This window comes from Bradyrhizobium diazoefficiens, assembly GCF_016612535.1.
GTDB classification, from domain to species: domain Bacteria; phylum Pseudomonadota; class Alphaproteobacteria; order Rhizobiales; family Xanthobacteraceae; genus Bradyrhizobium; species Bradyrhizobium diazoefficiens_C.
This window is the reverse complement of sequence record NZ_JAENXS010000002.1, coordinates 2,199,798-2,222,687: the sequence shown is the minus strand read 5'-3', so window position 1 is coordinate 2,222,687 and position 22,890 is coordinate 2,199,798. Positions and strand designations below refer to the sequence as shown.

Annotated in this window: 20 protein-coding genes; 12 read left to right on the top strand and 8 right to left on the bottom strand. The window is 59.4% G+C overall.

Features of this window, described 5'->3' with window-relative positions; translation table 11 throughout:
* Positions 1–72 precede the first annotated feature (72 nt).
* From JJE66_RS27310 to JJE66_RS27280, 7 genes are all read right to left on the bottom strand, one after another.
* Complete coding sequence (locus JJE66_RS27310; protein ID WP_200517548.1) at positions 73–2,160, bottom strand: methyl-accepting chemotaxis protein; 2,088 nt, start codon at positions 2,158–2,160, stop codon at positions 73–75.
* Positions 2,161–2,631: 471 nt separating this feature from the next.
* On the bottom strand, positions 2,632–4,335 hold the full coding sequence (locus JJE66_RS27305; RefSeq protein WP_200517547.1) for a methyl-accepting chemotaxis protein: 1,704 nt from the start codon (positions 4,333–4,335) through the stop codon (positions 2,632–2,634).
* A 341-nt stretch (positions 4,336–4,676) separates the two neighbouring features.
* Positions 4,677–5,756 (bottom strand): NADP-dependent oxidoreductase, encoded by a 1,080-nt coding sequence (locus tag JJE66_RS27300; protein ID WP_200517546.1) that lies wholly within the window; start codon positions 5,754–5,756, stop codon positions 4,677–4,679.
* An 8-nt stretch (positions 5,757–5,764) separates the two neighbouring features.
* Positions 5,765–6,250: an aromatic-ring-hydroxylating dioxygenase subunit beta gene (locus tag JJE66_RS27295; protein ID WP_200517545.1), complete on the bottom strand. Its 486-nt coding sequence runs from the start codon at positions 6,248–6,250 to the stop codon at positions 5,765–5,767.
* Positions 6,247–7,554 carry an SRPBCC family protein gene (locus JJE66_RS27290; protein WP_200517544.1) on the bottom strand — a complete coding sequence of 436 codons (1,308 nt, stop codon included), beginning with the start codon at positions 7,552–7,554 and terminating at the stop codon, positions 6,247–6,249. Before JJE66_RS27290 ends, JJE66_RS27295 begins: the two co-directional genes overlap by 4 nt.
* 19 nt (positions 7,555–7,573) lie before the next feature.
* A complete protein-coding gene (locus tag JJE66_RS27285; RefSeq protein ID WP_200517543.1) occupies positions 7,574–7,984 on the bottom strand; it encodes a RidA family protein in 411 nt (136 codons plus the stop codon).
* Between the two features lie 93 nt (positions 7,985–8,077).
* Positions 8,078–9,070 (bottom strand): hypothetical protein, encoded by a 993-nt coding sequence (locus JJE66_RS27280; protein WP_200517542.1) that lies wholly within the window; start codon positions 9,068–9,070, stop codon positions 8,078–8,080.
* Positions 9,071–9,247: 177 nt separating this feature from the next.
* Here JJE66_RS27280 and JJE66_RS27275 point away from each other — a divergent pair, with 177 nt between their 5' ends.
* From JJE66_RS27275 to JJE66_RS27240, 8 genes are all read left to right on the top strand, one after another.
* Positions 9,248–9,901 (top strand): RraA family protein, encoded by a 654-nt coding sequence (locus JJE66_RS27275; protein ID WP_200517541.1) that lies wholly within the window; start codon positions 9,248–9,250, stop codon positions 9,899–9,901.
* 33 nt (positions 9,902–9,934) lie between these two features.
* Positions 9,935–10,939 carry an amidohydrolase family protein gene (locus JJE66_RS27270; RefSeq protein WP_200517540.1) on the top strand — a complete coding sequence of 335 codons (1,005 nt, stop codon included), beginning with the start codon at positions 9,935–9,937 and terminating at the stop codon, positions 10,937–10,939.
* 24 nt (positions 10,940–10,963) lie between these two features.
* Positions 10,964–11,350, top strand: a complete 387-nt coding sequence (locus tag JJE66_RS27265) for a RidA family protein (protein WP_200517539.1) — start codon at positions 10,964–10,966, stop codon at positions 11,348–11,350.
* A 22-nt stretch (positions 11,351–11,372) separates the two neighbouring features.
* On the top strand, positions 11,373–12,029 hold the full coding sequence (locus JJE66_RS27260; protein WP_200517538.1) for an RraA family protein: 657 nt from the start codon (positions 11,373–11,375) through the stop codon (positions 12,027–12,029).
* Position 12,030: 1 nt separating this feature from the next.
* Complete coding sequence (locus tag JJE66_RS27255; protein WP_200517537.1) at positions 12,031–12,687, top strand: RraA family protein; 657 nt, start codon at positions 12,031–12,033, stop codon at positions 12,685–12,687.
* A gap of 28 nt (positions 12,688–12,715) precedes the next feature.
* Positions 12,716–13,957: an NAD(P)/FAD-dependent oxidoreductase gene (locus JJE66_RS27250; protein ID WP_200517536.1), complete on the top strand. Its 1,242-nt coding sequence runs from the start codon at positions 12,716–12,718 to the stop codon at positions 13,955–13,957.
* 99 nt (positions 13,958–14,056) lie between these two features.
* The gene (locus JJE66_RS27245; protein WP_200517535.1) at positions 14,057–14,893 is read left to right on the top strand and encodes a TetR/AcrR family transcriptional regulator; all 837 of its coding nucleotides are present in this window, start codon (positions 14,057–14,059) and stop codon (positions 14,891–14,893) included.
* Positions 14,894–15,160: 267 nt separating this feature from the next.
* Positions 15,161–16,519, top strand: coding sequence for an MFS transporter (locus tag JJE66_RS27240; RefSeq protein WP_200517534.1), 1,359 nt, complete (start codon positions 15,161–15,163; stop codon positions 16,517–16,519).
* Between the two features lie 65 nt (positions 16,520–16,584).
* Here the strand turns inward: JJE66_RS27240 and JJE66_RS27235 are convergent, their stop codons facing one another.
* Positions 16,585–17,331 carry an alpha/beta fold hydrolase gene (locus JJE66_RS27235; RefSeq protein ID WP_200517533.1) on the bottom strand — a complete coding sequence of 249 codons (747 nt, stop codon included), beginning with the start codon at positions 17,329–17,331 and terminating at the stop codon, positions 16,585–16,587.
* Positions 17,332–17,334: 3 nt separating this feature from the next.
* Between JJE66_RS27235 and JJE66_RS27230 the strand changes: the two genes are divergently transcribed.
* Genes JJE66_RS27230 through JJE66_RS27215 form a run of 4 tightly spaced genes read left to right on the top strand, consistent with a single transcriptional unit; the run spans position 17,335 to position 22,865 of the window.
* Positions 17,335–18,393, top strand: a complete 1,059-nt coding sequence (locus tag JJE66_RS27230) for a nitronate monooxygenase family protein (protein ID WP_246756545.1) — start codon at positions 17,335–17,337, stop codon at positions 18,391–18,393.
* The gene (locus tag JJE66_RS27225; RefSeq protein ID WP_200517532.1) at positions 18,390–20,093 is read left to right on the top strand and encodes a class I adenylate-forming enzyme family protein; all 1,704 of its coding nucleotides are present in this window, start codon (positions 18,390–18,392) and stop codon (positions 20,091–20,093) included. The genes JJE66_RS27230 and JJE66_RS27225 overlap by 4 nt, the downstream gene beginning before the upstream one ends.
* 13 nt (positions 20,094–20,106) lie before the next feature.
* Positions 20,107–21,657 (top strand): carotenoid oxygenase family protein, encoded by a 1,551-nt coding sequence (locus JJE66_RS27220; RefSeq protein WP_200517531.1) that lies wholly within the window; start codon positions 20,107–20,109, stop codon positions 21,655–21,657.
* Positions 21,654–22,865 (top strand): CaiB/BaiF CoA-transferase family protein, encoded by a 1,212-nt coding sequence (locus JJE66_RS27215; protein ID WP_200517530.1) that lies wholly within the window; start codon positions 21,654–21,656, stop codon positions 22,863–22,865. Before JJE66_RS27220 ends, JJE66_RS27215 begins: the two co-directional genes overlap by 4 nt.
* The last annotated feature ends 25 nt before the right edge of the window (positions 22,866–22,890 follow it).

Here is a 22,890-nt window from a genome sequence, read left to right as displayed (position 1 = left end):
GGCCTCCTTTCGGGACCTAACAAGAGATCCGCAATTGGTAGACCCGAACGTAAGCTTGGTCTTTGAGATGGGCTAAGCGGCTCGGATTTGATTCATAAAGGTGTGGATTCGGTTTCGAAGCGCGTTTGTTTCGGAATCCAGAGCCTGTGCCGCCACCATCACATTGCGTGCGGCGACTCCTGCTGCCTCCGCGCCTGCGGTGACCCCCGAAATGCCTTCCGACACTCTTACAGTACTCGCTGCCGCGACCTGAGTGCTTGCGCTGATTTCACGAGTTGCCGCTCCTTGCTGGTCCACTGCCGCGGCGATCGAAGCCGCAACCTGACTGACCTGTCCAATTGTCCCGCCGATCGCTTTGATCGCCGCGACTGCTTCTTGAGCAACCATCTGTACGGTCGAGATTTGGGCGGAGATTTCTTCCGTCGCTCTTGCCGTCTGGGTCGCGAGCGACTTGACCTCTGAGGCGACGACTGCGAATCCTCTGCCGGATTCACCTGCGCGGGCGGCCTCGATCGTGGCATTCAAGGCGAGAAGGTTGGTCTGAGCAGCGATGCCAGTAATGAGCTCGACTACGGTGCCGATCTTGCCGGCGCTCTCGGCCAATCCTTGTACGGTCGTATCGGTATTGGCAGCCTGTTCGACGGCGTGAGCCGCAAAGCTGGCAGCTTGAGTCGACTGCCGCGCAATATCGGCGATCGTCGCGCTTAGTTCCTCCGAAGCGGAGGCAACGTTCTGTACACTCAAGGAGGCGTCGCCTGAGGCTCGTTCTGCCGACGTCACTTGGGAGCTCGTTTCGACAGATACGCGCGACATATCATCGGACATCGTCCGCATCTGATCGGACGCTGACGATAGGGATGAAAGTGCGCCTGACATTTGCTCTTCGAACGCTGCAATGTGCCTGTCTATCGTCCGTTGACGTTCGATGGTTGTTGCGGTGTGAGCCTGCTGCTCCTCCTCGATTCGTGCCTTCTCCAGTGCATTCACCTTGAACGTAGACATTGCGCGCGCAAGCGCGCCTATTTCGTCTTTCCTTTCGGAAAAATCCGCCGCAATCGACAGATTTCCGTCGGCGAGAGCAATCATGGCATCTCGGATACGTCGTAGCGGGGCGGTAACATGCCGACGAAGGCCAATTATGCTGGCCAAGGCGACTGAAACCGCGCAGATAAACAACGCAATCTGCCCGATCAATTCATGGGTCGCGATCGCCTTCTGTTCTGCGGCGTATCGTCGTGCGGTTTCAAGGGAGGTCTGGGCAAGAGTCTGCGCCGTCGCCAGACGTGGAGCATGGTAATCCACCCATTGCGCGACGTTCATCTCCGGCTTCTGGCCTTTCGACGTGGCTTCGAACAGGCGGTCACGAAGCGCAAGATAGTCGGGGGCAAAATACCCGGACTTGACGGCTCCGACAGCTTCAGCGACCTCAGTCGGAAGCAACGTCTGGGATCTGAGGCCTTCAATGGAATACCAGGCCATCTCGATCTTACCCTGTAGCCGCGCATAATTTTGCCGATCTTCGGCCAGTGGACCGCCTTCGATCTTATGCCCGATCAAGGTCGAGACCTCGCCGCCGGCATTCCTGAGCCGCCAAGCAAGTTGTTTGAAGACGACCAACCGGTCCACGAATGGATCGCTTCGGCTCGCTCGCGCGTCTAGTTCACCGGACATAGTTTCTAAACTGCCGAGGAGTGCAGAGCTCACGTCCGCATACCGTTGGGCAATATCCGCGGGACGTTCGGATTTCGACTTGCTGATTACCTCGAATGCAGTGTCGTCCAACCTTGAAAATGCATTCATCTGCAATTCGAGCGACTCGGTCATAATTTGCAGAGGTGGTCTGATGGCTTGCAAGATCGCGAAAAGCGTCGGGATTTCCTCTCGCGCTGCCACGCGAAACTTGGTGAGGTATGCCTGTAACTTTGGATCAATCGGTGCCGATCCATTAAAGCCATAAACTGTGACGGCTCGAACTTTAAGAAGATTGCTCATCACTCTAAAGGTGGTCTCCGAAGCTTGAGCCACCGACGCGAGCTGATCGGCTCTTCTAGCTCGATCGACCGAGTTCCATGCGTTCCAGGAGACGAGAGCCACCACTGAAAGGGCCATAAAGGCAATAACAGCCGTCAAGAAGCTCGTTACGGTCACACGGGTCATCATTTTGGAATACCTTTCGCCCACGATTATATTTTACGAAGGTAAAGTTAAAGAGCCGTGCATTGATAGTAGGCAATGTGCCGACAGGCGGCAGAGCAACAGCAGCAAAAACGAACGATTGATAAGGGGAACCGGTCGAGAGGCCTCGCTGGCAATGGCGCTCGATGGCACTTTAGGCGTCGGTTCCGTGGGCCGAGCAGTACGTAGCCGACACGACGCTCGCCGTTATGTTGCCGGAGTAGAGGGTTCCTGAGCCCGCCTGCGATTAGCCGAGCACCGCTCTCGTCTGCTTCAGTTGTTTGGCCGATTCGCAGATGCCGTGAGGCGTCGAGGTGCCTGAAGGCGCGCTGACTGAACTCTCCTGGTGGAAAAAGCCGAGATGGTATCCGGCCGCAAACGATGATCGCGTGATCCCGCCGCCAGCACGTGATGGCCAAGCGACCTTTTGAATCTCAAAGAGTTACACGGTCACGACTATGCGGTGCGGATACCGGTCAGGAAGCGACCGACTTCTTGTTTCAGGCGGGTACTGTCGCTGGAAAGCCGCTGCGCCGCTTCGAGCACCTCCGACGAGGCCGTCCCGGTCTCGCTGGCGCCACGCTGTACATCCGTGATGTTAGCCGAGACGTCTTGTGTCCCGTTCGCAGCCTGCTGCACGTTGCGCGATATCTCCTGCGTCGCTGCGCCCTGTTCTTCCACCGCGGCCGCGATCGCTGAAGACACTTCCGACAACCGTCCGATTGTGGCCGAGATCGTCTCGATTGCACCGACGGACTCCTGGGTCGCAGTCTGAATGCCCGCGACCTGCTGGCCTATCTCGTCAGTTGCTCTCGCGGTTTGTTCGGCGAGTGCCTTTACTTCGGAAGCCACCACTGCGAAGCCGCGGCCGGCCTCTCCGGCCCGGGCTGCCTCGATCGTGGCATTCAACGCCAACAGATTGGTCTGCCCGGCAATGGAGTTGATCAATTCGACGACGTCACCGATACGACTTGCCGCCTTGGACAACTCGCTGACCCGATCGTTGGTCCTTCTCGCCTGCTCCACCGCTTCGCCCGCCATGAGAGCCGATTCCTGTACTTGCCGACTGATCTCGGTAACGGAAGAGGCCATCTCCTCCGTCGCCGAGGCAACCGATTGCACGTTGGTCGAGGCCTTCTCGGACGCTGCGGCAACCGTGGTCGCGAGATCTTCAGCGCGTTCGGCCGTATCGCTTAGCCTGTGTGCGGACAGCTCAAGTTTTGATGACGCGGTCGAGACGGTTTCGACGATTTCACCAATGGCGGCCTCGAAATCGTTTGCCATCTTGTACATGTCTGCCTTGCGCTGAGCTGTTGCGCGTGCCTCGCTTTCCTTCTGCTCCGCCTCCAGGACTTGGCGCGCCACTGCGTTGCTCTTGAACACCTCGACGGCGCCGGCCATCTCGCCGATCTCGTCGCCGCGTCCGCTGCCGGGCACGTCGAGGTCAAGCCGCCCTCCTGCGAGCGCCTTCATCGCCGCCGTCATCCGATGCAAGGGATTGGTGATACCGCGAGCCACGGCCATCGAGACTGCCACCGTGATCAGCATGACCAGGCCAGCCGCCATCAGCGAATGCAGGGTAGAGGCCCAAACCTGCGCCGAGAGATCGTCGACATAAACCCCGGTGCCGACTATCCAATTCCACGGTGCGAAGATAGCGACATGGCTTAGCTTGGGTTGCGCTTTGTCGGAGCCTGGCTTTGGCGCATCATAGTCGACGAAGCCATGACCGAGGCGGCGGGCGACATCGACCATTTCGACGAATTCATGCTTGCCGTTGGCGTCAGTGGCGCCCGACACATCCTGGCCGACCAACTGCTTCGCAAAGGGGTGCATCAGGACACGCGGCGTCATATCGGTGACAAAGAAGAACTCGCGGCCGCCGTAGCGCAGGATCGAGATGCGCTCAAGGGACCGCTTCTGCGCCTCCGCCACCGGGATGGCACCCTTCTGCGTGGCGTCGTACTCCTCGGCAAGGATACTGAGCGCAAGCTCCGTCAAGTGCTGTAGTTCGACCTGCTTCTGCTGCTTCAGGCTCGCGCCGCGCTCCCAAGAATCGAGGGTAGCAACTCCCGCCAGGCCAATGAAGCTCAAACCGATCAGCGCATAGATCTTGACGCCGATCGTGAACTTGAATTGACGCCGCATGCCAAACGACATCTTCCGTCTCCTCAGGCGCGAATCTTGTTGATGGGCACTTGCAGACCGAGTCGCCTTGATGGGGTAGCGAATCGTCCTTCTCGCGATGCCCCCGGGGCAGACTCGCCCATAGGGTATAGCCATTAGGGTTTAGATCAATTTAACGAGACATCCCGTACAAATACCGCGCCGTAAACGAGCCGGCCATCATCGGATCTATCTGATGGCATATACCAACCAAGACGCTCTCGCGGCTCGTTCGGTACATGACACATAGACCGTACCTCCGAACGCATCAGCATTAGCGTGCCCGCACCACGTGGCAAGCCGCAACAGACGTCAGCCAATCGACGCTCTCCTAGCTAGAGCTTCCCAACGGTCGAGGCCGGGTCTCTGCGCTCTATCCACACCAGTTGGCGTCCGACACTGCGACCCGCCAGCAGATCGATAAACGCAGTCGGCAGAATTTCGAATCCGTACAGGTTGTCCTCAAGGATCGCGAGCGAACCCTCCTCGATCCACGAGGCGAGATTTGCGACCGCTTCCTTGCGCTGCTCGTCCGAGTACTCGAAGATACTAAACCCTTCGAGTCGAGCTCGTTTCCAGATCACGTGCATGAGGTTGTAGTTGCCGCGTCCGGCAGCGGCGTTGAGAACCCCCACTCCGCCGCACATGGCGACGCGCCCGCGCTTCACAAGGAGCGGCAGGCAGGCGTCCAAGACCTCTCCTTGCGTGTTGTCGAAGTAAGCGCTTATGCCGGCCGGGCAGGCGCGGCGCAGTTCATCTTCGAAATCGGGTGATTTTCGGTCGACACCAACATCGAACCGGAGCCGTTCGGTCAGCAGGCTGGTTTTCTCCTTACCGCTCGCTATCCCGACGATGCGAGCGCCGTGCAACTTCGCGATCTGCCCGGCCAAGGAGCCGGTGGCGCCAGCGGCCGCCGACACCACGATGGTCTCCCCACTCTTTGGTTTGATGACGTCGACCATCCCCAAGTAGGCGGCCAGTCCATTTCCGCCGAGAACGCCGAGAACGCGGGCCGGATCCGAGTTTGTTTGCAACTGCCAGAATTTCTGCGAGCCGGCCCAGGAACGTCCCTCCGGTCCCCACCGGTCGTCCGGATTGACGATCGCATATTCCTGCCAGCCCAAAAGTCCCGTGATCTGGTCGCCCGGGCGAAATTTGGGATGTTCGGACGCCGTCACAACGCCGACCCCGCGTCCCTGAACTGGTTCGCATAACGGCATCGTCGGGGCTGTGCCTTCCCAGGCGTCGTCCATCCACTCGCGCATCGCGGGTGCGTTTGCGAAGGCTTGTACGCGGACCAAAACCTGTCCGCTCTGCAACGTCGTCAGGGGTTTGGAGATCAGTTCAAAGTCGTCGACTCGTACCTCACCCCTGGGTCGTCGTGCCAAAATCCACTGCCTGTTCTGAACTGTCATGGGCCGCCTTAGAGAATGAAGCTGACTTTGCCCACGGACTGCAGCGATTCCAAATCCAGCACCGAGCGCCTTTTTTGAATTTTGAAGCTACTTTCGTGGCGGGCCAAAATATGTTGATGACGTCCGAAGAAGACACTGATCTTGTCGAGCCTAGTTCTATAGACGACGAAATTCGTCCAGACGTCGACCTCCCCAGTCTGAAGCTCCTCCGCTATCACATTGCTCAAGATGCGTCGCGTACGCGAGCGCGGGCGTTCCGCCCATGCCTTATCGCCAAGAAGCTGCACGACACGGTCTTTCAGCCTGGCAAAGTCGTCTGCAACAACGAAGAGCGAACTATCCGAATTTCCGTTCAGATCGTCGGGCGCCGGTATTTCGTACGTGCCGCGTTCCGAAAAGAGGGACAGCCACTCGTCAAGGCGCCATGAATCGAGAAGGGCTGCCTCACGATACAGGAAATCCTCGACCTCGAGGCGTAGTGGTCTGAAGGTCATACTTGTCCTCCACTAGTCACGTCCACACCGCCGTCATCCATCAGTTGGGCCCACCGCCGCCAGAACGCGCGCATCTGCTCCTCACCCAAAGCATCTTGGGCCGGATTTCCCATGCCCCGAGAGATGTCGGACCATTCGGCTTCTCGATTGGCGAAACCACGCTGGCAGCTTTCGAGGAGCTCGACATCATCGGGCGTGGCGAAGCCGCCCGGCCCGAGGAACGTGAGATAGTTGTCGAGTCTCAATTTTCTCAGTTCGGCTGGCTCGTTCTTCGGCCCGAGCGCCCAGGAGTTGACGCTCATCCGGTCGTGGCGCACCGGATAGAATGTGCGGACGGTTACTGCCTGGACGTCGTTTATGATAAGATTCGGAAAGATGAAGAGGTTGCGGGTGTGCTTGGCGATCAAGTTGGCTCGTTCGGAACCGAACCTTTCAACCAGCCGGGCATAGACCGCTTCGACCTGACTCTTCGCCGGCTCTCCCATCATGGGGGACCATTGTGCGACGGGCCGCGCGAAGCGGGCCTGTCCCGTCATCAAAGCATGGCCGTCGCCAAGGTCCAGACCGCGCGAAATGCGCGAACCGTCGAAATCGATCGCGCCGTCGTTGCGCCTCAGATATGAGAAATATCGGTCGTGTGTAGATGCCGCGTGGTACCCGTCGATGCTGTTCTCGACCAGGAGCTTCCAGTTGGCATCGATGGAATATTCGTGCGAGCCTTGGACAATTTCGGTCCCGACCTCGCCCTGATCCAGGATCATGTCGAGGTACTGCTTTGCATTACCGAAGTAGGTCGGGAGGTCGGGCACGCCACTATCGAAGCTGATGAATACCAAACCTCGATAGGCTTCCATGCGGGCCGGCGATTTGAGCCCCATAGTTGATCTGTCGAAGCCAGGGGATGCACCTTCGGGAATTGATGCTCCGCGCAGAACACCATCGTTCTGGAAAGTCCAGGCATGATAGGGACAGATGAACAGCCGGGCGTTTCCTTTGGCCTCGCGGCACACCTCGGCGCCGCGGTGTGAGCAGGTGTTCAACAGAACCTTTATCTCCCCGCTTGCAGCGCGGGTCATTATTACGGGCCTATTTACCACCCTACGGGCAATGAAGTCGTTCTTGTTGGGGATCTCGGACTCGTGGCCGACGTACAGCCAGGAACGCTCGAAGACCTTGCGCATCTCGACCTCGACGAGTTGCGCTGTAAAGGCGGTGCGGCGGACGTCGAATTTTCCCTTTGCTGGGTCCTCGTTAACCCATCGGGAGGCACCGATCGCGGCTTCCGTCGATTGATACTCTTGCATGTTGAGACCCTCTCAGCCCTCAGTCGGCGGGAAGAACAGCCATGAATTCGACCATCGCGGCCACGTCCTTCGGAAAGCCGTAGATCATGGTGTGCCGGGCCGGCCGACTGGCAGGATCGGGAAACATTTTTAGCCATTGAGCGTGGATGTGCGTGCGCACGGACTCGTCACGTACGTGAAACGTGCATTTCAATATGCCTTGGATGGAACCGCCGGCAGTTTCCACGCCCAGCCGCATATTCTCGAACATCTGCTCTATCTGACCGGCGTCTCCATCGACGAGTTCGTGTGTCGCCGGATCGGTGCCCGAGATACCGCTCGAGACGAAGAACCTGCCGGCCTTGCTGCCGAACGGAATGGGCACGCCCTTGAAATTGAGCCCGTCGACGTAAACCGAGCGTCGCCCGGAGCCGCTTTGATGCTCGTGCATATCTGACCTTTCCTCCTGGTTGATTTTATGACTTCGGGTTCGCGTCGACTGGACGCCGCCCGACCGCCTTTGAGTATCAGTTTTGGCTCTGGCCTAGGACCAGGTCGCGAATCCAATGCCCGTTCCGGTGCCCGCGGGCGTCCGGTATGCCGGATAGTACTCGCTCCAATCGTTGGCGAGCTTCTCCGACATGCCCGCGACCATGATCCAATTCAGAATTTCCGACGATCCCGAGTTCAGTTGGTTGCGGGACAGAGCCTTTAGAGTCTGGACGTCTTTTTGCTTGATCGCCTGAAGGATATTGCGATCGAGCGCCTCGTCCACCACGAAATGACTGAGCCCTCCGCTCGCCGCCACCGCGACGCGCAAATTGCTCTTGCTGGCCGCGATGGTTTCCGTCAAAGCTCGGCCCACATCATAGCATCGTCGCGCCGTGGGAGCGTTGGGCGGATAGTAAGTGTTGAGCAGGATTGGGACGACGGGAATAGCGCGGCCTTTGAACAATCGTTCAATGATGAACCCGTAAGCATGGCCGAACCCGGCCTTGAGGGGATCATCTACCTTGGCGGCCGCGCCGATATCGACATCCTTGTCGATTAGACCGCGTATCAATTCGAGGGCGAGTTCCGGATGCCCCGGGAAGGCATGGACGGCGTCCATTGCATACCCTTTCACTACCGCGCTTACCCAGCTTGGTGTTTGCGTCGTCAGATGCCTTTCGTGGGTAAGGATCTCTTCGCCGTAGAAGATCGACATGGCGGGTATGTTGGCGAGACTGAACAGCTCGGCCTGATCGTCGCCCACGATAATAACTACATCGGGATTGGCCTGCTCGAGTCGATCGGCGATCTTATCGAGGGCCTTCTGCGAAGCCCTTTCGATCTCGAGGAAATTCTCCTCCGTAGCGACGTCGACGTAGGGCGCGCCGTTCTCCCTGGCCAACTCGTCGTAACTTATGAAGCGGCCATCGGAAAGATTGAGCCTCTGGTTCTTGAGGTCGTCTCTGGCCCGTTCCGTCCAGCGCTTGCCTTCGAGCGTGAGCATCGGCGTATGCGACGCCGCGAAGCTAAATACGACCTCGGCCATTTCGATCTCCTCGTAATCGATCGCTTCTTATAAATTGACCACGTGGACAATATAGTGAGGTGCCGCGTTTGGCAATCCTCGGCATGGCTGGGACGCCCGAAAAGCTCGCTTGTCTATCGACGCGAACAATTATATAGACCACGTGGTATATATAAAAATTCGAGGGAGCGCCTCTGCATGACCGGTCAAAAACCCGCGGAAAGCGGGAGAAGCGGTGTGATCGACCCGCAGCTCCTAAGGAAGGCTCTTTGGCTCTCGTCCGCTACTCTTCACGAAAGCGTCGGCAGGCTGGGCGCGCTTCCGAGCGCGATAAAGCCGATCGAGCCGGAAATGCGCGTCTGCGGCCCCGCATTCCCGGTACGTACGCCTGCTGGCGATAATCTGTGGATCCACCGCGCGCTTGCTGTCGCGGAGCCGGGCGACGTTCTTGTCGTATCGGCCGGTGACGGCATCGAATTTGGCTACTGGGGAGAGATCATGGCGACTTCCGCGGCCACGCGCGGGTTGGCGGGCATCGTCATCAACGGCGGCGTACGAGACACGCTGGCATTGCGTACGTTGGGGCTGCCGACGTTCTCCGCCTGCGTCAATATTCGCGGCACCGTGAAGGATCGCAATGGCGATGGGGCGATTGGTGAACCCGTAACAATCGGCGATGTCGAGATCGCCAGAGGGGATCTCGTCTTCGGGGATGCCGACGGAGTCGTCGTGCTTACGCCGGATCAGGCGAGATTCGCGATTCCGGCATCTCTCGTACGTGAGGAAAAGGAGGCGGCCATAATTTCCCGCATAAGAGACGGCGCTCTCACTGTCGATGTCTACGATCTCTAGGAAACGCGTTCGAGCAAACGGAGAAGCATTCAGATGATCATCGACGCCCACGCACATCTCGTCGCACCGCCGACACTTTACGCCCACAGGAGCAATCTCGTCGTTGCTCGCGGCCAATACGGAAAGTATCCCGCTTCGATTTCGGATGCCGATCTTGAGAAATCGGCGGCGCAGAACGTTTCGATCATGGATGGAGTCGGCACCGATCTACAGATCATATCGCCCCGTCCTTTTATGATGGTGCACGGCGAAAACCGCTGGGAAGACGTCGTCACCTGGGCCGAGGACAACAACAACGTGATCGCCCGTACGGTAAGGATGCACCCGAAGCGATTTCGTGGCGTCGGGGGGCTCCCGCAGGCGGTTGGAGCTCCCGTCGAGGCGATGTTCGACGAAATCAAGCGGTGCATCGACGATCTCGGATTCGTCGGCGTTCTGCTGAATCCGGACCCATCCGAAGGCACCGGAAGATCCCCGACTCTCGCGGATCCATACTGGTTCCCGCTCTACGAGTTTCTCTGCCGACACGATATCCCGGCACACATTCACAGTTGCGCTTGCTGCGGTCGTGAGACCTACGACGAGCACTTCATCACCGAAGAGAGCCTCGCTATTACTTCGATCACGCGGTCGGACGTGTTTCAACGGTTTCCATCGCTGAAACTGCTTGTAAGCCATGGCGGCGGTTCAGTGCCGTATCAGGTCGGTCGTTGGCGGTCGAATAGGCAGATGGCGATCGCCGCAGGTCGTCTGCCGAAGGACACCGAGAGCTTTGATGCTTCTCTGAAGCGGTTCTGGTTCGACACGGTCGTCCATAACAGAAAGTCTCTCGAACTTCTGTTCGACGTCGTTGGGGCGGATCGATGCATGTTCGGAACGGAACGGCCAGGCAGTGGCGGGGGGATCGATCCGCAGTCCAAGAGGGCCTACGACGACCTCAAGCCTGTCATCGAGTCGATCGAAACCATCGGTGCGGAGGAGAAAAAGGGAGTGTTCGAACACAACGCAAGGAAGTTCTTTTCGCGCCTCGACGTCTAAACAACCCTACCGGCAGGAGACACCATGAGCGTACGGAAAAGCATTCAGGTCGAAGGGTTCAGTCACGGGGCGCAGCCAATCCCCGCTGCCTCCCGCGTCGGCAATATCGTGATGACCGGGGGAATCTACGGACTCGATCCTGCGACCGGCAAGATCCCGGACGATGTTGAGAAACAGGCGGAACTCATGTTTCACAACCTCACACGGATCATAGCGGCCGCCGGCGCGACCATGGAGCAGGTCGTCAAGATGACGGTATACGTTAAAGCGCCCGAAGCGCGCGCCGCAGTCAACAAGCATTGGCTGCTTGCTTTCCCGGATCCGACTTCCCGCCCGGCGCGTCATACGTTCCAAAACGATCACCTGCCGTCGAACATGCTCGTGCAGTGCGACGCGACCGCGGTCGCTTAGTGATTGCAAGCAAGGAGGTGCAATGAGCGACCATATCGTAAGACTAGGTACGCTGGACGCGTGTTCGGTCTCCGACGCGCTAGATAGGCTCGGTTTACCTGGCGCTGTGATCGGTATCGGCCCGTTGACCGGGCCCGCGAAGGTGGCGGGTCGAGTGGTCACGGTCAAGCTTGGCGCCCCGCTCGGGGGAGCTTCGACAAGGCATCTAGGTGCGGGCGCCATTATGGCGGCCGAAGCCGGGGACATCATCGTCGTCGAACATTGCGGGCGCACGGACGTCTCTGGCTGGGGCGGATTGCTCAGTCGTGGCGCCGTGCGAAAGGGTGTCGCTGCCGTGCTGGTTGATGGGGCCTGTCGCGATATCGACGAGAGCCGGGAATTGGGGCTGCCAATATTCGCGAAGGCGGCGGTTCCGGTGACCGCCCGAGGCAGAGTCGCAGAGCATTCCTTCCAGGAGGCGATCAGTTTCGGCTCCGTGGACGTGATGCCCGGTGATCTCGTGCTGGCCGACGGCAGTGGGGTCGTCTTCGTCAGCCGGCGACGGGCCGAAGAGGTCATTCGAACGGCCGAAGTTATCTATCAGCGCGAACAGGCGATGGCTACGGCGATCAATCGCGGCGATCCGATCGATGAGGTTATGAGCGCTGCATACGAGAACATGCTGAAGAAGGAGCGCTAATATGTCGACTGAAACCTCTGCGACCCTCAAGGCTATTGGCGTTACGACACTTTCCGATGCATTGGACCGTCTCGGTATCGAAGGGCAATGCCTCGGTATCATGCCGTTCGACCGTTCGATGAGCCTTGCTGGTCGCGCATTCACAATTCAGATGCTGCCAGTCGGCACAACGGGTGCTTCCGTCGGTGATTATATCGATGACGTCGAACCTGGACAGGTCGTCGTCATCGATAACAATGGCCGTCTGGACGCCACAGTCTGGGGGGACATCCTCACGATGGTTGCCGATCGGCGCAAAATCGGTGGAACTGTCATCGACGGTGTTTGCCGGGATATCGGCCGTAGCATCGAAGTCAGCTACCCGATCTTCGCGCGGGCGAACACGATGCGGACGGGAAAGGATCGTGTCGCTGCGGTCTCGTACAACACTCCCGTCCAGCTTTCGGGGACACGCGTCGCGCCGGGGGACTGGATTGTAGGGGACGCAGACGGCGTCCTGGTGCTCCCTGCCGAGAGGTTGGAGGAGATCGTCCGGGTCGCCAGGCAAATCGCCGACTCGGAGGCCAAGATTCGGGAGGCTGTGCTCGGCGGAATGCGCTTGGACAAGGCGCGAGAGCAGCTGCGCTACCATTCTCTGCAAAGTCGGTCGTCGCGATAGTTCGTCAGGGCAGATCGAGGACGACGGAATGCGCGCTGACGCCCCTGTAGTCATCATCGGCGCGGGCCACGCAGGAGTGCAGGCCGCTGCATCGCTGCGGGAAGAAGGCTTCAACGACCGGATACTTCTGCTTAGCGGGGAGGAACACCTGCCATATCAGCGGCCTCCCTTGTCGAAGGCGTTCATGACCAAGGAGAAAATGGGGGACGCGTTGCTGCTCCGTGGCCCCGCCTTCTACACGGACCAGCGAATCGAGCTCGCTCTGGGGGAGGCCGTCGAAGCAATCGATCGGGCGCAAAGAGAGGTCGTCCTTCGGTCGGGTGGGCGATTGAGCTACCGGCATCTGATCATCGCTACAGGCTCAAGGGTGCGCGATATTCCGTTGCCGGGCGCAGAACTCGATGGCGTGTTGAGGCTGAGAAACCTCGATGATGCGTGCCTGATCCGAGAGCACTTGTCCTCGGCGGCTCAAGTCGTCGTCATCGGAGCAGGGTTCATTGGTCTCGAATTCGCTGCCACGGCGGTCAAGGCCGGCGCGCAGGTTCATGTGGTCGAGTCGGCTTCCCGCGTTATGGCTAGGGCGGTCTCAGAGAATATCTCGAACTTCTTCAGGCAGGCCCATGGCGACTTTGGCTGCACGATTCATTTTGGGTGCCAAGTCGAGAGGATCGAAGGTGATCGAGGAAGAGTCACCGGCGTGGTCCTGTCGGAAGGTCGCAGGCTGCCTGCTGACCTTGTACTTGTGGGAATCGGAACGCTTGCTCTCGACGAGATCGCGCGGGAAGCGGGTCTCGATTGTCGCAATGGCATCAGCGTCGACGTCGGCCTAACCAGCAGCGACGAGACGATATCGGCCATCGGGGACTGCGCGTTGCGTTTCAATTCGTTCGCTGCGGATACGACGAGACTCGAATCAGTTCAGAACGCCGTAGACCAAGCACGTGTCGTGGCGCGGAAGCTGGTAGGGAGAACAGCCAGCTATGCGAGTCTTCCGTGGTTCTGGAGCGATCAGGGCGACCTGAAACTGCAGATGGCCGGGCTTGTCGGAGATTGCGATTCATCCGTCCTCCGAGGAGCGCCGGCATCGCGAAGTTTTTCCGTTTTCTCGTTCAAATCCGGCATTCTACGCTGTGTTGAGACGGTAAATCGCCCCGGCGATCATTTGGCCGCTAGGCGCCTGATCGGTGAGGGCGTCTCGATCACGCCCAAGCAGGCGGCCGATAGCGCTTTCGACATTAAGTCGCTTTTTGCCCGGCTGCACAGCCGCTAAGCGGTGTCTCGAAGCGCGATATAGAGACCAATCGCCGATCCCGCGCGACTTCGGCGTCTCGGAAGCCGTGTCGATAAGGGGCCTTTCGCTTTCAATTTTTTGAGCATCATCGTAAACAGCGTACACGAGGAGACGACCAACCGCAGATTGAGCTTTATGGGAACAGATTCGACCGACACCAAGATGTTCGAGGAAAAGACCTCGGAGTACGTCAAGAAGCGGCGACGACAACAGAGGTCGGCCGATACTCGCGAGCGCATCCTGAAAGTCGCGTATTCCGAGTTCGCGGAGCTTGGATTTGAGGGGACTTCTACGCGTACCATTGCAGCCAAAGCCAACGTCCAACATCCATTGGTGATCTATCATTTCAAGAGCAAGGAAGGACTGTGGAAGGCCGTCATGACGGCCGCAGGATCGAACTTCACGGCCCAGTGGCAGGCGCGAATGTCCGCTATGGACGGGTTGGATGACGTTGCCAAGCTTCGACTGATCCAGGAAGACTTCGTCAGGTTTGCCGCCGTCAATGCCGACTTCCATTGGCTGATGGCTAACGAAGGCGATCGGTCTACCGACAGGTTGCGCTGGATCGTGGAGAACCGTACCGGCACATTCTTCCGGTCCGTTGCCAAGCTGATCCGGTCGGCACAGCGCGCGGGACGATACGTTGAGGGCGATCCCGATCATCTCCTCTATCTGTTCATCGGCGCCGTTACCCGTATTTTCATGCAGGCGGCGGAAGCGGAGATCGTCATGGGGCAATCGCCGTTCTCGCCGAGTTTCGTCGAACGGCACGTGACTATTTGCTGTTCGCTGTTCTTCCGGGATGCTCCTGCCGGTCCGCAAGGCGGAGCCGGAGCTTTGAGCAAACGCTCGGTTCGGCCTTCGGCAAGCGGTCTTCGTAAAACTCCCGCGTCGCGAAAGGCGCGCAAACGGTAGCCTTTCCCTACAATATCCGGCCCAGCTTCAAGGAGCCGTGGGCTCCTTTCCTTAAGCCGGCCGCTCGACCGTCTCTGCTCCAATAAGAACCACCGTGACCAAGCGGTAGGGAGAGCCGTGCTGCTCGCGCGTGGCGATATTTCGCCGCATGGGTGTTGTCTCCGAACTCGGAGTAAGTTATTTTGTCCAAAAGGACAAAATAATAAACCGGTTGCTTCGTCCGCCGCGCCGCAATGGGACGAGAAACGAGGGAAGGGAAACGAATTCATGTCCGACGAACATCGGTTTGGCGATGCCATAGCCCGAAAATTTCTACGACACGTCCTATGGATTCTACTTGGCCTCTACTTCATGGCCATCATCGACCGCAACAATATCGCGTTCGCTGCGCTGCAGATGAACCACGACCTGGGCCTAACGTCGGCCATGTTTGGTGCAGGCATCGGCATCTTCTACGCAGCGTATGGGCTCATTGAGATACCGAGCAATCTCGCGCTCGACCGATGGGGTGCGCGACTGACCCTCAGCCGCATCGCTTTCATGTGGGGACTGGCGACCATCGGAATGGCGGCCGTGGTGGGGCCAATCAGCTTCTTCTCCTTCCGGGCTCTGCTTGGCGCAGGCGAAGCCGGGCTCTTCCCCGGAATAATGCTCTATCTCACCTTCTGGCTTCCCGCGGCGCATCGCGCGCAAAGTAACGCGATGATCAGTTATGCCGTGCCGATTTCGTATCTGGTGTCTTCGCTGATCTCGGTCCCTCTTCTGGCGCTGGATGGGACATTCAATTTGCGAGGTTGGCAGTGGCTTTTCATTGTCGAAGGGTTGCCGACCATTCTGCTCGGTCTTTGCGCGTACTGGACCCTTCCGAACAAACCGAACGACGCAAAATGGTTGAGCAGCGAGGAGAAGAGGTGGCTCAGCGATAACCTTGAGCAGGAGCAAAGAAAGACCGCGAAGATCAGCTTCGGTCTGCTGAAGGCGGCTATGTCTCCATCCGTACTCTCTCTCTGCGTCGCTTATTTCGCGTTGTTCGCCGCCAACGCGAATCTATTCTCTTGGATGCCCCAGATACTGAAGGCGTACGGGACACCCAACACTCAGATCGGCTTGCTGTCGGCGGTCCCGGCTGCGGTGAGCCTGATGGCAATCATCGCGGTGGCGCGGTTCTCGGACAAGAGGAAGGAGCGGTTCAATACCTTGATCGCAGCGCTGCTCGCCGCGATGATCGGGTTCGTCATCGTCGCGCAAGCTACTGCTCCAACGTACATCATAATCGGGTTTACGATCGCGAGCGTTGGTGTTCTGTCGGGAATGCCGGTCTTCTGGTCGATCCCGCAGACTTATTTGTCCCGGTCGACAGCGCCCGGAACGATCGCGTTCATCAGCATGATCGGAAGCCTGGGAGGCGCCGCAACGCCTACATTGATTGGCCATCTCAAGGACACGTATCACAGTTTCGAGTGGGGCTTTCTCCTCTTGAGCGGTCTCCTCGCGACCGCGATCCTGATGCTGCTGATCGCAAAACGGTTAGTCGCCAATTTGCAGCCTTCGGAAGGACCCGCAGATGTGTCGATCGCCAACCTCGATCAACCTCGATCAGCGGGGGGCTCGCTTCGGCTCTCGTGATCGTCCCGAGGGGCTCGCGTCGACCGCAGAATCATCTCCCGCGGCCGCGGCGGTCGTGCGCGACGTCACGCCGGTTGACTTCCGCAAAGACCTGCATCGATGCGATGCGTCCAATCCGCGACGATTTCAGCGACTTCGATGGGCTGTTCGAACGGCAATCCGTGTGCGGCGTCAGGAACGGTCCGGAATAAGCGAGCACCGACCGCGTCGGCCAGCTTCTGCTGTCTCGCGCCGGGAAACAGCTGATCGCCGGCTCCCGTGACGATCGCCACAGGTACTGGCGTTTCCCGAAGCAGATCGAGCCGGTTGGGACGCGAGATGCACGCCCTCAGATGGGCGATCAGGGACGCTGAACCGTAACTGCGGGCTTCATTGAACCAGATTCGGGAGATTTCGGGCCGTTCAGCGTTGTTCGGATGAAGCATCCATCTTGCCTGATTGTCGATGATCGCGTCGTGCTCGCCTGCCTGAAGTTTTCCGATCAGAGAGTGTCGAAGCTGCTTCTGCTGATCCGTGTCGCCTTCCGGCGTACTGCTCAGCAAGAGCAGGCTCCGAAACCGTTGCGGACAAAGCGCGAGCAGGGCGAGTGCGACGTAGCCGCCGAACGAATATCCGCAAAGGTGGAATTGCGGCGGCATCTCCTCGAGCAGCACGCCCGCGATGGCGTCGACGTCGTCGAGTGCCGGCAGATTTGGGGTTCGGACGTCGAGTTCCCTCGGAAGACTCCGGACAACACCATCCCAAACTGCTGGCGTCGTGTTCAGGCCGGAAAGCAGGACGATTGGGTGGGAAGTTACTTGCGACGAGACCATTTCATGTTCCTGTCCAGGATGCATCTGGAGCTTATTGCATTAGAAGTTCAGTTATGCAATCAATTGGTCGAGGTCAACGCGTGGCAAATGGATAGGTGCATGCTCAGGATACCGGACGCCAGATTTGCCCTTCAGCGTCTCCGTCTCCCGGTGTTCGCAGCCCCGATGTTTTTGGTTTCCGGGCCGGAACTCCTGTTGGGCTGCTGCGAAGCGGGCATCGTCGGCTCATTGCCGGCACCGAACGCCAGAAATGCCGCTGAATTGCGCGAAATTCTCGAGGTGATCAAATCCGGCCTGAGTCATCGGCCGGAGCTGCCCTGGGCCTTGAATCTGGTGACGCATTCGACCAACAAGCGGCTGCCGGAAGACCTCAAGCTGACGGAAGCGTTTCAGCCGCCGATCGTGATTACGGCGTTGGGCGGACCTCGCCCGGCGGTGGAAGTCGTGCATTCCTATGGCGGTCTAGTTTTCGCAGACGTCAACTCCGTCGCCTACGCGCGAAAAGCTGCCGCGGCCGGTGTCGACGGGCTCGTTCTGGTTTGCGCGGGGGCGGGCGGGCATACCGGCGACCTCTGCAACAACGCATTCGTCGAAGAAGTGCGCAGTTTCTTTCCGGGATACATCGCGCTGGCCGGAGGAATCTCGAGCGGCCGGGCTGTACTGGCGGCGCGGGCCCTGGGGGCCGACTTCGCCTATATCGGCACATCCTTCATGGCGGCATCGGAGAGCAGAACCGACCAAGGCCACCAACAGATGCTGGTCAGGAGTTCGGCTGAGGATTTGATTGTCACGCGCGCCTTCACGGGAGCGCGCGCCAACATGCTGATCCCGAGCATTGTGGCTCAGGGACTCGACCTTGAAACGGTGGCGAGCAGCAAGGCAAAGATGAACTTCACCGGCCTGGAGGGGGCCGAGGTCAAGCCCTGGAAGGGGATTTGGTCCGCGGGCCAAGGCGTTGGCACGATCCGTGAGATTGAGCCAGTCGCGCAGATCGTAGATCGGCTCGATCGGGAATATCGCGCCGCGCTTGCCGAGATCGCGGCTGGGAGCGTAGCCGTATGACCGGTCATTTCCCGCCAGCACTGGTCGCAGAATTTCGCGAACGTGGTCTGTGGCGATCGCAGACCATCTACGACCGGTTCGCGTCGAATGTGGAGGCTGCTCCGGGTAGGACCGCAATCGTTGATCCTCCTAACCGGTCGACGTTTGCGTTCGGCGCGGCCTCGCGCCTGACCTATGGCGAATTCTTGGGATTGGTCGATCGTGTCTCGATCGCGCTTCTCTCGGCAGGTTTGCGCTGTGGAGATATTCTCCTCGTACAGATGCCGAACGTCCACGAACTGGTCGCGCTCTATCTGGCGGCGGCGAAGACCGGAATCGTGATCAGTCCAGTTCCGATCCAATATCGCCACGGCGAGCTTCGGAAGATTGTCGAGGTTCTGAAACCCAAGGGGTTTTGCTCGGTCGTCAGGGCTGCCGGGCTCGAGTTGCTGCGTGAGTTCAGGGAGAACGTGCCTTTCGGCGGCAAGCTGTTCGGCTTTGGGAGCAATCTGCCGGATCGCATCGTTGATCTGTCTCGCTACTCCGACGGGGAAGCTGGTCTCATCGTCGCGGAGCGGCCGAGCGCCGACTCGCTGTTTTCCATTTGCTGGACTTCGGGCACCGAGGGCGTGCCCAAAGGCGTACCCAAGACTCATAAGAACTGGCTCTCCAGCGCCACGTCCGTCACGTCATTGGCTGCCGTCGCCCCAGGCGACGCGATCCTGGCGCCGTTCCCGTTCGTCAATGCCGCTGCGATCGGCGGACTGATGATGATCTGGCTCGGCTCCGCGGGGAGCTTGGTGCTTCATCATCCTTTCAATCTCGACGTATTTCTGCAGCAGATCGCTTGCGAACGGGTAGCGTACACGGTCGTTGCGCCCGCGCTGATGTCGTCCCTGCTCGATAGCGATCGGCCCGACGCGTTGCGCGGGCTTCGTGCGGTTGGCACCGGATCCGCACCGCCAGACCCGTCCGTGGTGCGAAAGTTCGAAGAACGATTCGGGGTGCCTGTGATCAATATCTTCGGGTCGAACGAGGGCGTAAATCTGTGCTCGCATCCCGCCGCGGTACAGGATCCCTGTCTCCGCGCGCGCGTATTTCCGCGTGACGGCGACGAGACATGGACCGCCGAGGGGCTGACCGCAAACGCCGGACGCTTTCGCCTGGTCTCCGAGGCCGGCAACATCATCAGCACGGCCGGAGAGGTCGGCGAAATGCGTATAAGAGGCCCGGCCGTTTTCCCCGGATATTGGCAGAGCGGCGAGCTTGATCGGCGCGGCTTTGATGCGGACGGCTATTTCGCCACGGGAGATCTGTTCGAGATCGTCGAGGAGAACGGCAAGGCCGGATATCTCCGTTTCGTCGGCCGCTCGAAGGAATTGATCGTGCGCGGCGGCATGAAGATCGCGCCGGCCGAGCTGGACGCGGTGATTTCGACGCATCCGGACGTCAGGGAGGCCGCCGTCGTCGCGATGCCGGACGAGCGGCTTGGCGAGCGTGTGTGTGCTTTCGTCGTTCCGAGGGCCGGAAGGCTTGTCCCGCTCGCCGAGATCGCAGGAGTATGTGAGCAGGCAGGCCTTGCACGGTTCAAATGGCCGGAGCGCGTCGAATACCTCGAAGCGTTGCCGCGCAACGCGTTGGCAAAGGTTTTGAGGCGCGAGCTCGCCCGGATGATCGCGGACCGCTCAATCACCAACGTCGAACCCAAGAAATCGGCATGAACGGAGAATTGCCATGAATATGCAGGCTCACGCGGCCCAAGGCGTTCAGGACCTTCTCATTACCCAAGCCAACGTGCGCATGCTGTCTGCGGACGGCAAGCCGCCGCCGGACGCCCCCGACTGGATCTGGGGCGCCGATCATCCCTATCTGCACGGCGCCTTCGCGCCGACGCTGCGGGAATACGATGCGGATTCGCTTGAAGTCGAGGGCGAGTTGCCCAAGGACCTTTACGGCGCGTACGTGCTCAATGGTCCTTCCCAGCGGTTCGCTCCCGTCAATAAGTATCACTACTACGACGGCGACGCGATGCTGCGCGCGATCTACTTCCGTGACGGAAAAGCCTCCTTCCGGCAACGCTGGATTCGCAACGAGGCATTCGTGGTGGAGGATATCGCCCAGCGCAGCATCTGGCCCGGGATAGCGGGTCCCTACAATTTCAAGCTTCCGGGCTCGCCGATCAAGGACGTATCGAACACGGACGTGATTTTCTATGCGGGCAAGCTGTTGTCACTTTGGCACATGGCCGGCGATCCCTACGAGATCAATCCAACGACGTTGGAGACGGTTGGCAAGGAGACATTCGGCGGCTCACTGGCGCATACGCTGTCTGCGCATTCGAAGGTCGATCCTAGCGACGGTCATTTGTACTTCTTCACCTACTCCGACACGGCTCCCTACATGAGGTACGGCGTGGGTAGCCCGACCGGACAATTGGTGCACGACGTTCCAATCGACATTCCCGGACCGCGGTCACCTCACGATCTCGGGCTGACGGAGCGTCATGCGATCCTGCATGACCTGCCGTTCTTCCACGATATCGAGGTCCTGAAGAAACACGGGAAGCGGATGGTGCGCTTCCACGCCGACATACCGGCACGTTTCGGCGTCATCCCGCGCCGTGGGCAGTCGCACGAGATCCGCTGGTTCGAAGCCGAGCCGTGTTACATCCTCCATTTGGTGAATTGCTGGGAAGAGGGGGACTGGGTTCACCAGATCGGATGCCGGCAATCGAACCCTGGCTATGCCCGTGATCCCAAGGATCGGGAGTTGGCCTCGATGCTCGCGCAGCGCCGACGGCTGCATGAGATGTACAAATGGTCGTTCAACATGAAGACAGGGGAGGTTCGCGAGGGGCCTATCGATGACTTGAATACTGAATTCCCGACTGTGAACTTCAACTATCTGGGACGGCGGTCCAGATACTCGTTCAATCAGGTCATTCCGCTTCCTGTCGAAGGCCACACCTCGGGGCAGTCCCAGACCTTCGACGCGTTGGTTCGCTACGATCTCGAGACGGGCTCCATGCAGCGCTACGACTACGGTGATGGCGTCTACGGAAACGAAGCTCCTGTCGCGCCACGTCGTGGCGCAACCGCGGCGACGGCGGAGACCGAAGCTTACCCGGTAACGTTCGTAACGGACACCAACGACTGGTCTTCGGCATGTCTGGTATTCGACGCCGCCGACATCAGCCGTGGGCCGGTCGCGAAGGTGAAGATCCCGCACCGCATCTCGATCGGCTTCCATACGACCTGGATCGACGGCAAGGACATTTTCGAGTGATCTCGACGGAATCTGCTGAGGGGAGCGACCCACCCCTCCGGGGAGTTCGGGTTCTGGATTTCGGGCAGTTCATTGCGGGACCACTGTGTGCCGCGTTGCTGGCCGATTTCGGAGCTGATGTCATCAGGGTCGAGAAGCCGGAGGGGAATGCCGATCGCTTCGTTCAGCCGATGGGCGAGGGGTGGCCTGGCGGTGCGGCGTACTGGCAGGTCAATCGCAACAAGCGCTCTCTTGCCCTCGACCCTTTCGATCACGACAACCGCGCCGCGCTCGATCGGCTCCTCGGTACGGCGGACGTCGTAGTCGTGAACGCGCCGCCCGCGACGCTCTCGGCGATGGGTCTGGAGTATGAGCGCATTTCACAGCTCAACCCGCGCGTCATTCTTTCGATCTGCACGGCCTATGGCCGAAACAATCGCCTTTCCGATCTGCCGGGCTTCGATGGGATTGGCCAAGCCATGTCTGGAGCGGCGTATTTGAGCGGCGAGGCTGGTGAACCGCGCAAGAGCTATTGCCATTGGGTCGACCACATGACCGCCGCCTTTTCTGCCTTCGGGATCATGGCTGCGCTTCGCGATCGAGACAGAACGGGCAGAGGACAGATTGTGGATGCTTCGCTCATCCATACTTCGGTCTTCGCGATGGCTTCCAACCTGATCGAGGAGGACAGCCTTGGAGTCGGGCGGGTCGGAACAGCCAATCGGTCACAACTTGCGGGCCCGGCCGACATCTACCAGACCCGAGATGGCAACGTTCTGTTGCAGGTGATCGGCAAGTCGATGTTTCGCCGCTGCGCCAAGCTGGTGGGCCGGCTGGATTGGTTGGATGACCAACGCTTCGCAACGGACGAGCAAAGGGGACGAAACTCGGACGCACTGAACGCTCATATGGTAGCGTTCTGCTCGGCCCGCACCACAGATCATTGCTTGTCCGAGTTTCGCGCCGCTGGGCTTCCCTGCGCGCCAGTGAACAGCCCTGCCAAAGCCTTGAAGGATCCGGACATGGAGGCGATGCGCCTATGGACTCGCCTTCCGGTGGTCGGCGGTGTCCATCAAGCGTTGCTGGTTCAGCCGCCCGTGCGACTCTCCCGCAGCGCCGCAGGCGTGCGCGCCAGCGCGCCGCATCTGGGTGCTCACACGCCGGAAATTCTCCGCGAACTAGGGCTTGATCCGCCATCGCAAAAGGCCTTTATGAAAGGAATAACCTAGCCGATTCATTTCCCGAACGTTGCCT

Coding starts and splice junctions, on each gene's coding strand:
- JJE66_RS27310 (WP_200517548.1), bottom strand. CDS start 2,160: ATGATGACCCGTGTGACCGTAACGAGCTTCTTGACGGCTGTTATTGCC.
- JJE66_RS27305 (WP_200517547.1), bottom strand. CDS start 4,335: ATGTCGTTTGGCATGCGGCGTCAATTCAAGTTCACGATCGGCGTCAAG.
- JJE66_RS27300 (WP_200517546.1), bottom strand. CDS start 5,756: ATGACAGTTCAGAACAGGCAGTGGATTTTGGCACGACGACCCAGGGGT.
- JJE66_RS27295 (WP_200517545.1), bottom strand. CDS start 6,250: ATGACCTTCAGACCACTACGCCTCGAGGTCGAGGATTTCCTGTATCGT.
- JJE66_RS27290 (WP_200517544.1), bottom strand. CDS start 7,554: ATGCAAGAGTATCAATCGACGGAAGCCGCGATCGGTGCCTCCCGATGG.
- JJE66_RS27285 (WP_200517543.1), bottom strand. CDS start 7,984: ATGCACGAGCATCAAAGCGGCTCCGGGCGACGCTCGGTTTACGTCGAC.
- JJE66_RS27280 (WP_200517542.1), bottom strand. CDS start 9,070: ATGGCCGAGGTCGTATTTAGCTTCGCGGCGTCGCATACGCCGATGCTC.
- JJE66_RS27275 (WP_200517541.1), top strand. CDS start 9,248: ATGACCGGTCAAAAACCCGCGGAAAGCGGGAGAAGCGGTGTGATCGAC.
- JJE66_RS27270 (WP_200517540.1), top strand. CDS start 9,935: ATGATCATCGACGCCCACGCACATCTCGTCGCACCGCCGACACTTTAC.
- JJE66_RS27265 (WP_200517539.1), top strand. CDS start 10,964: ATGAGCGTACGGAAAAGCATTCAGGTCGAAGGGTTCAGTCACGGGGCG.
- JJE66_RS27260 (WP_200517538.1), top strand. CDS start 11,373: ATGAGCGACCATATCGTAAGACTAGGTACGCTGGACGCGTGTTCGGTC.
- JJE66_RS27255 (WP_200517537.1), top strand. CDS start 12,031: ATGTCGACTGAAACCTCTGCGACCCTCAAGGCTATTGGCGTTACGACA.
- JJE66_RS27250 (WP_200517536.1), top strand. CDS start 12,716: ATGCGCGCTGACGCCCCTGTAGTCATCATCGGCGCGGGCCACGCAGGA.
- JJE66_RS27240 (WP_200517534.1), top strand. CDS start 15,161: ATGTCCGACGAACATCGGTTTGGCGATGCCATAGCCCGAAAATTTCTA.
- JJE66_RS27235 (WP_200517533.1), bottom strand. CDS start 17,331: ATGGTCTCGTCGCAAGTAACTTCCCACCCAATCGTCCTGCTTTCCGGC.
- JJE66_RS27230 (WP_246756545.1), top strand. CDS start 17,335: ATGTTCCTGTCCAGGATGCATCTGGAGCTTATTGCATTAGAAGTTCAG.
- JJE66_RS27225 (WP_200517532.1), top strand. CDS start 18,390: ATGACCGGTCATTTCCCGCCAGCACTGGTCGCAGAATTTCGCGAACGT.
- JJE66_RS27220 (WP_200517531.1), top strand. CDS start 20,107: ATGAATATGCAGGCTCACGCGGCCCAAGGCGTTCAGGACCTTCTCATT.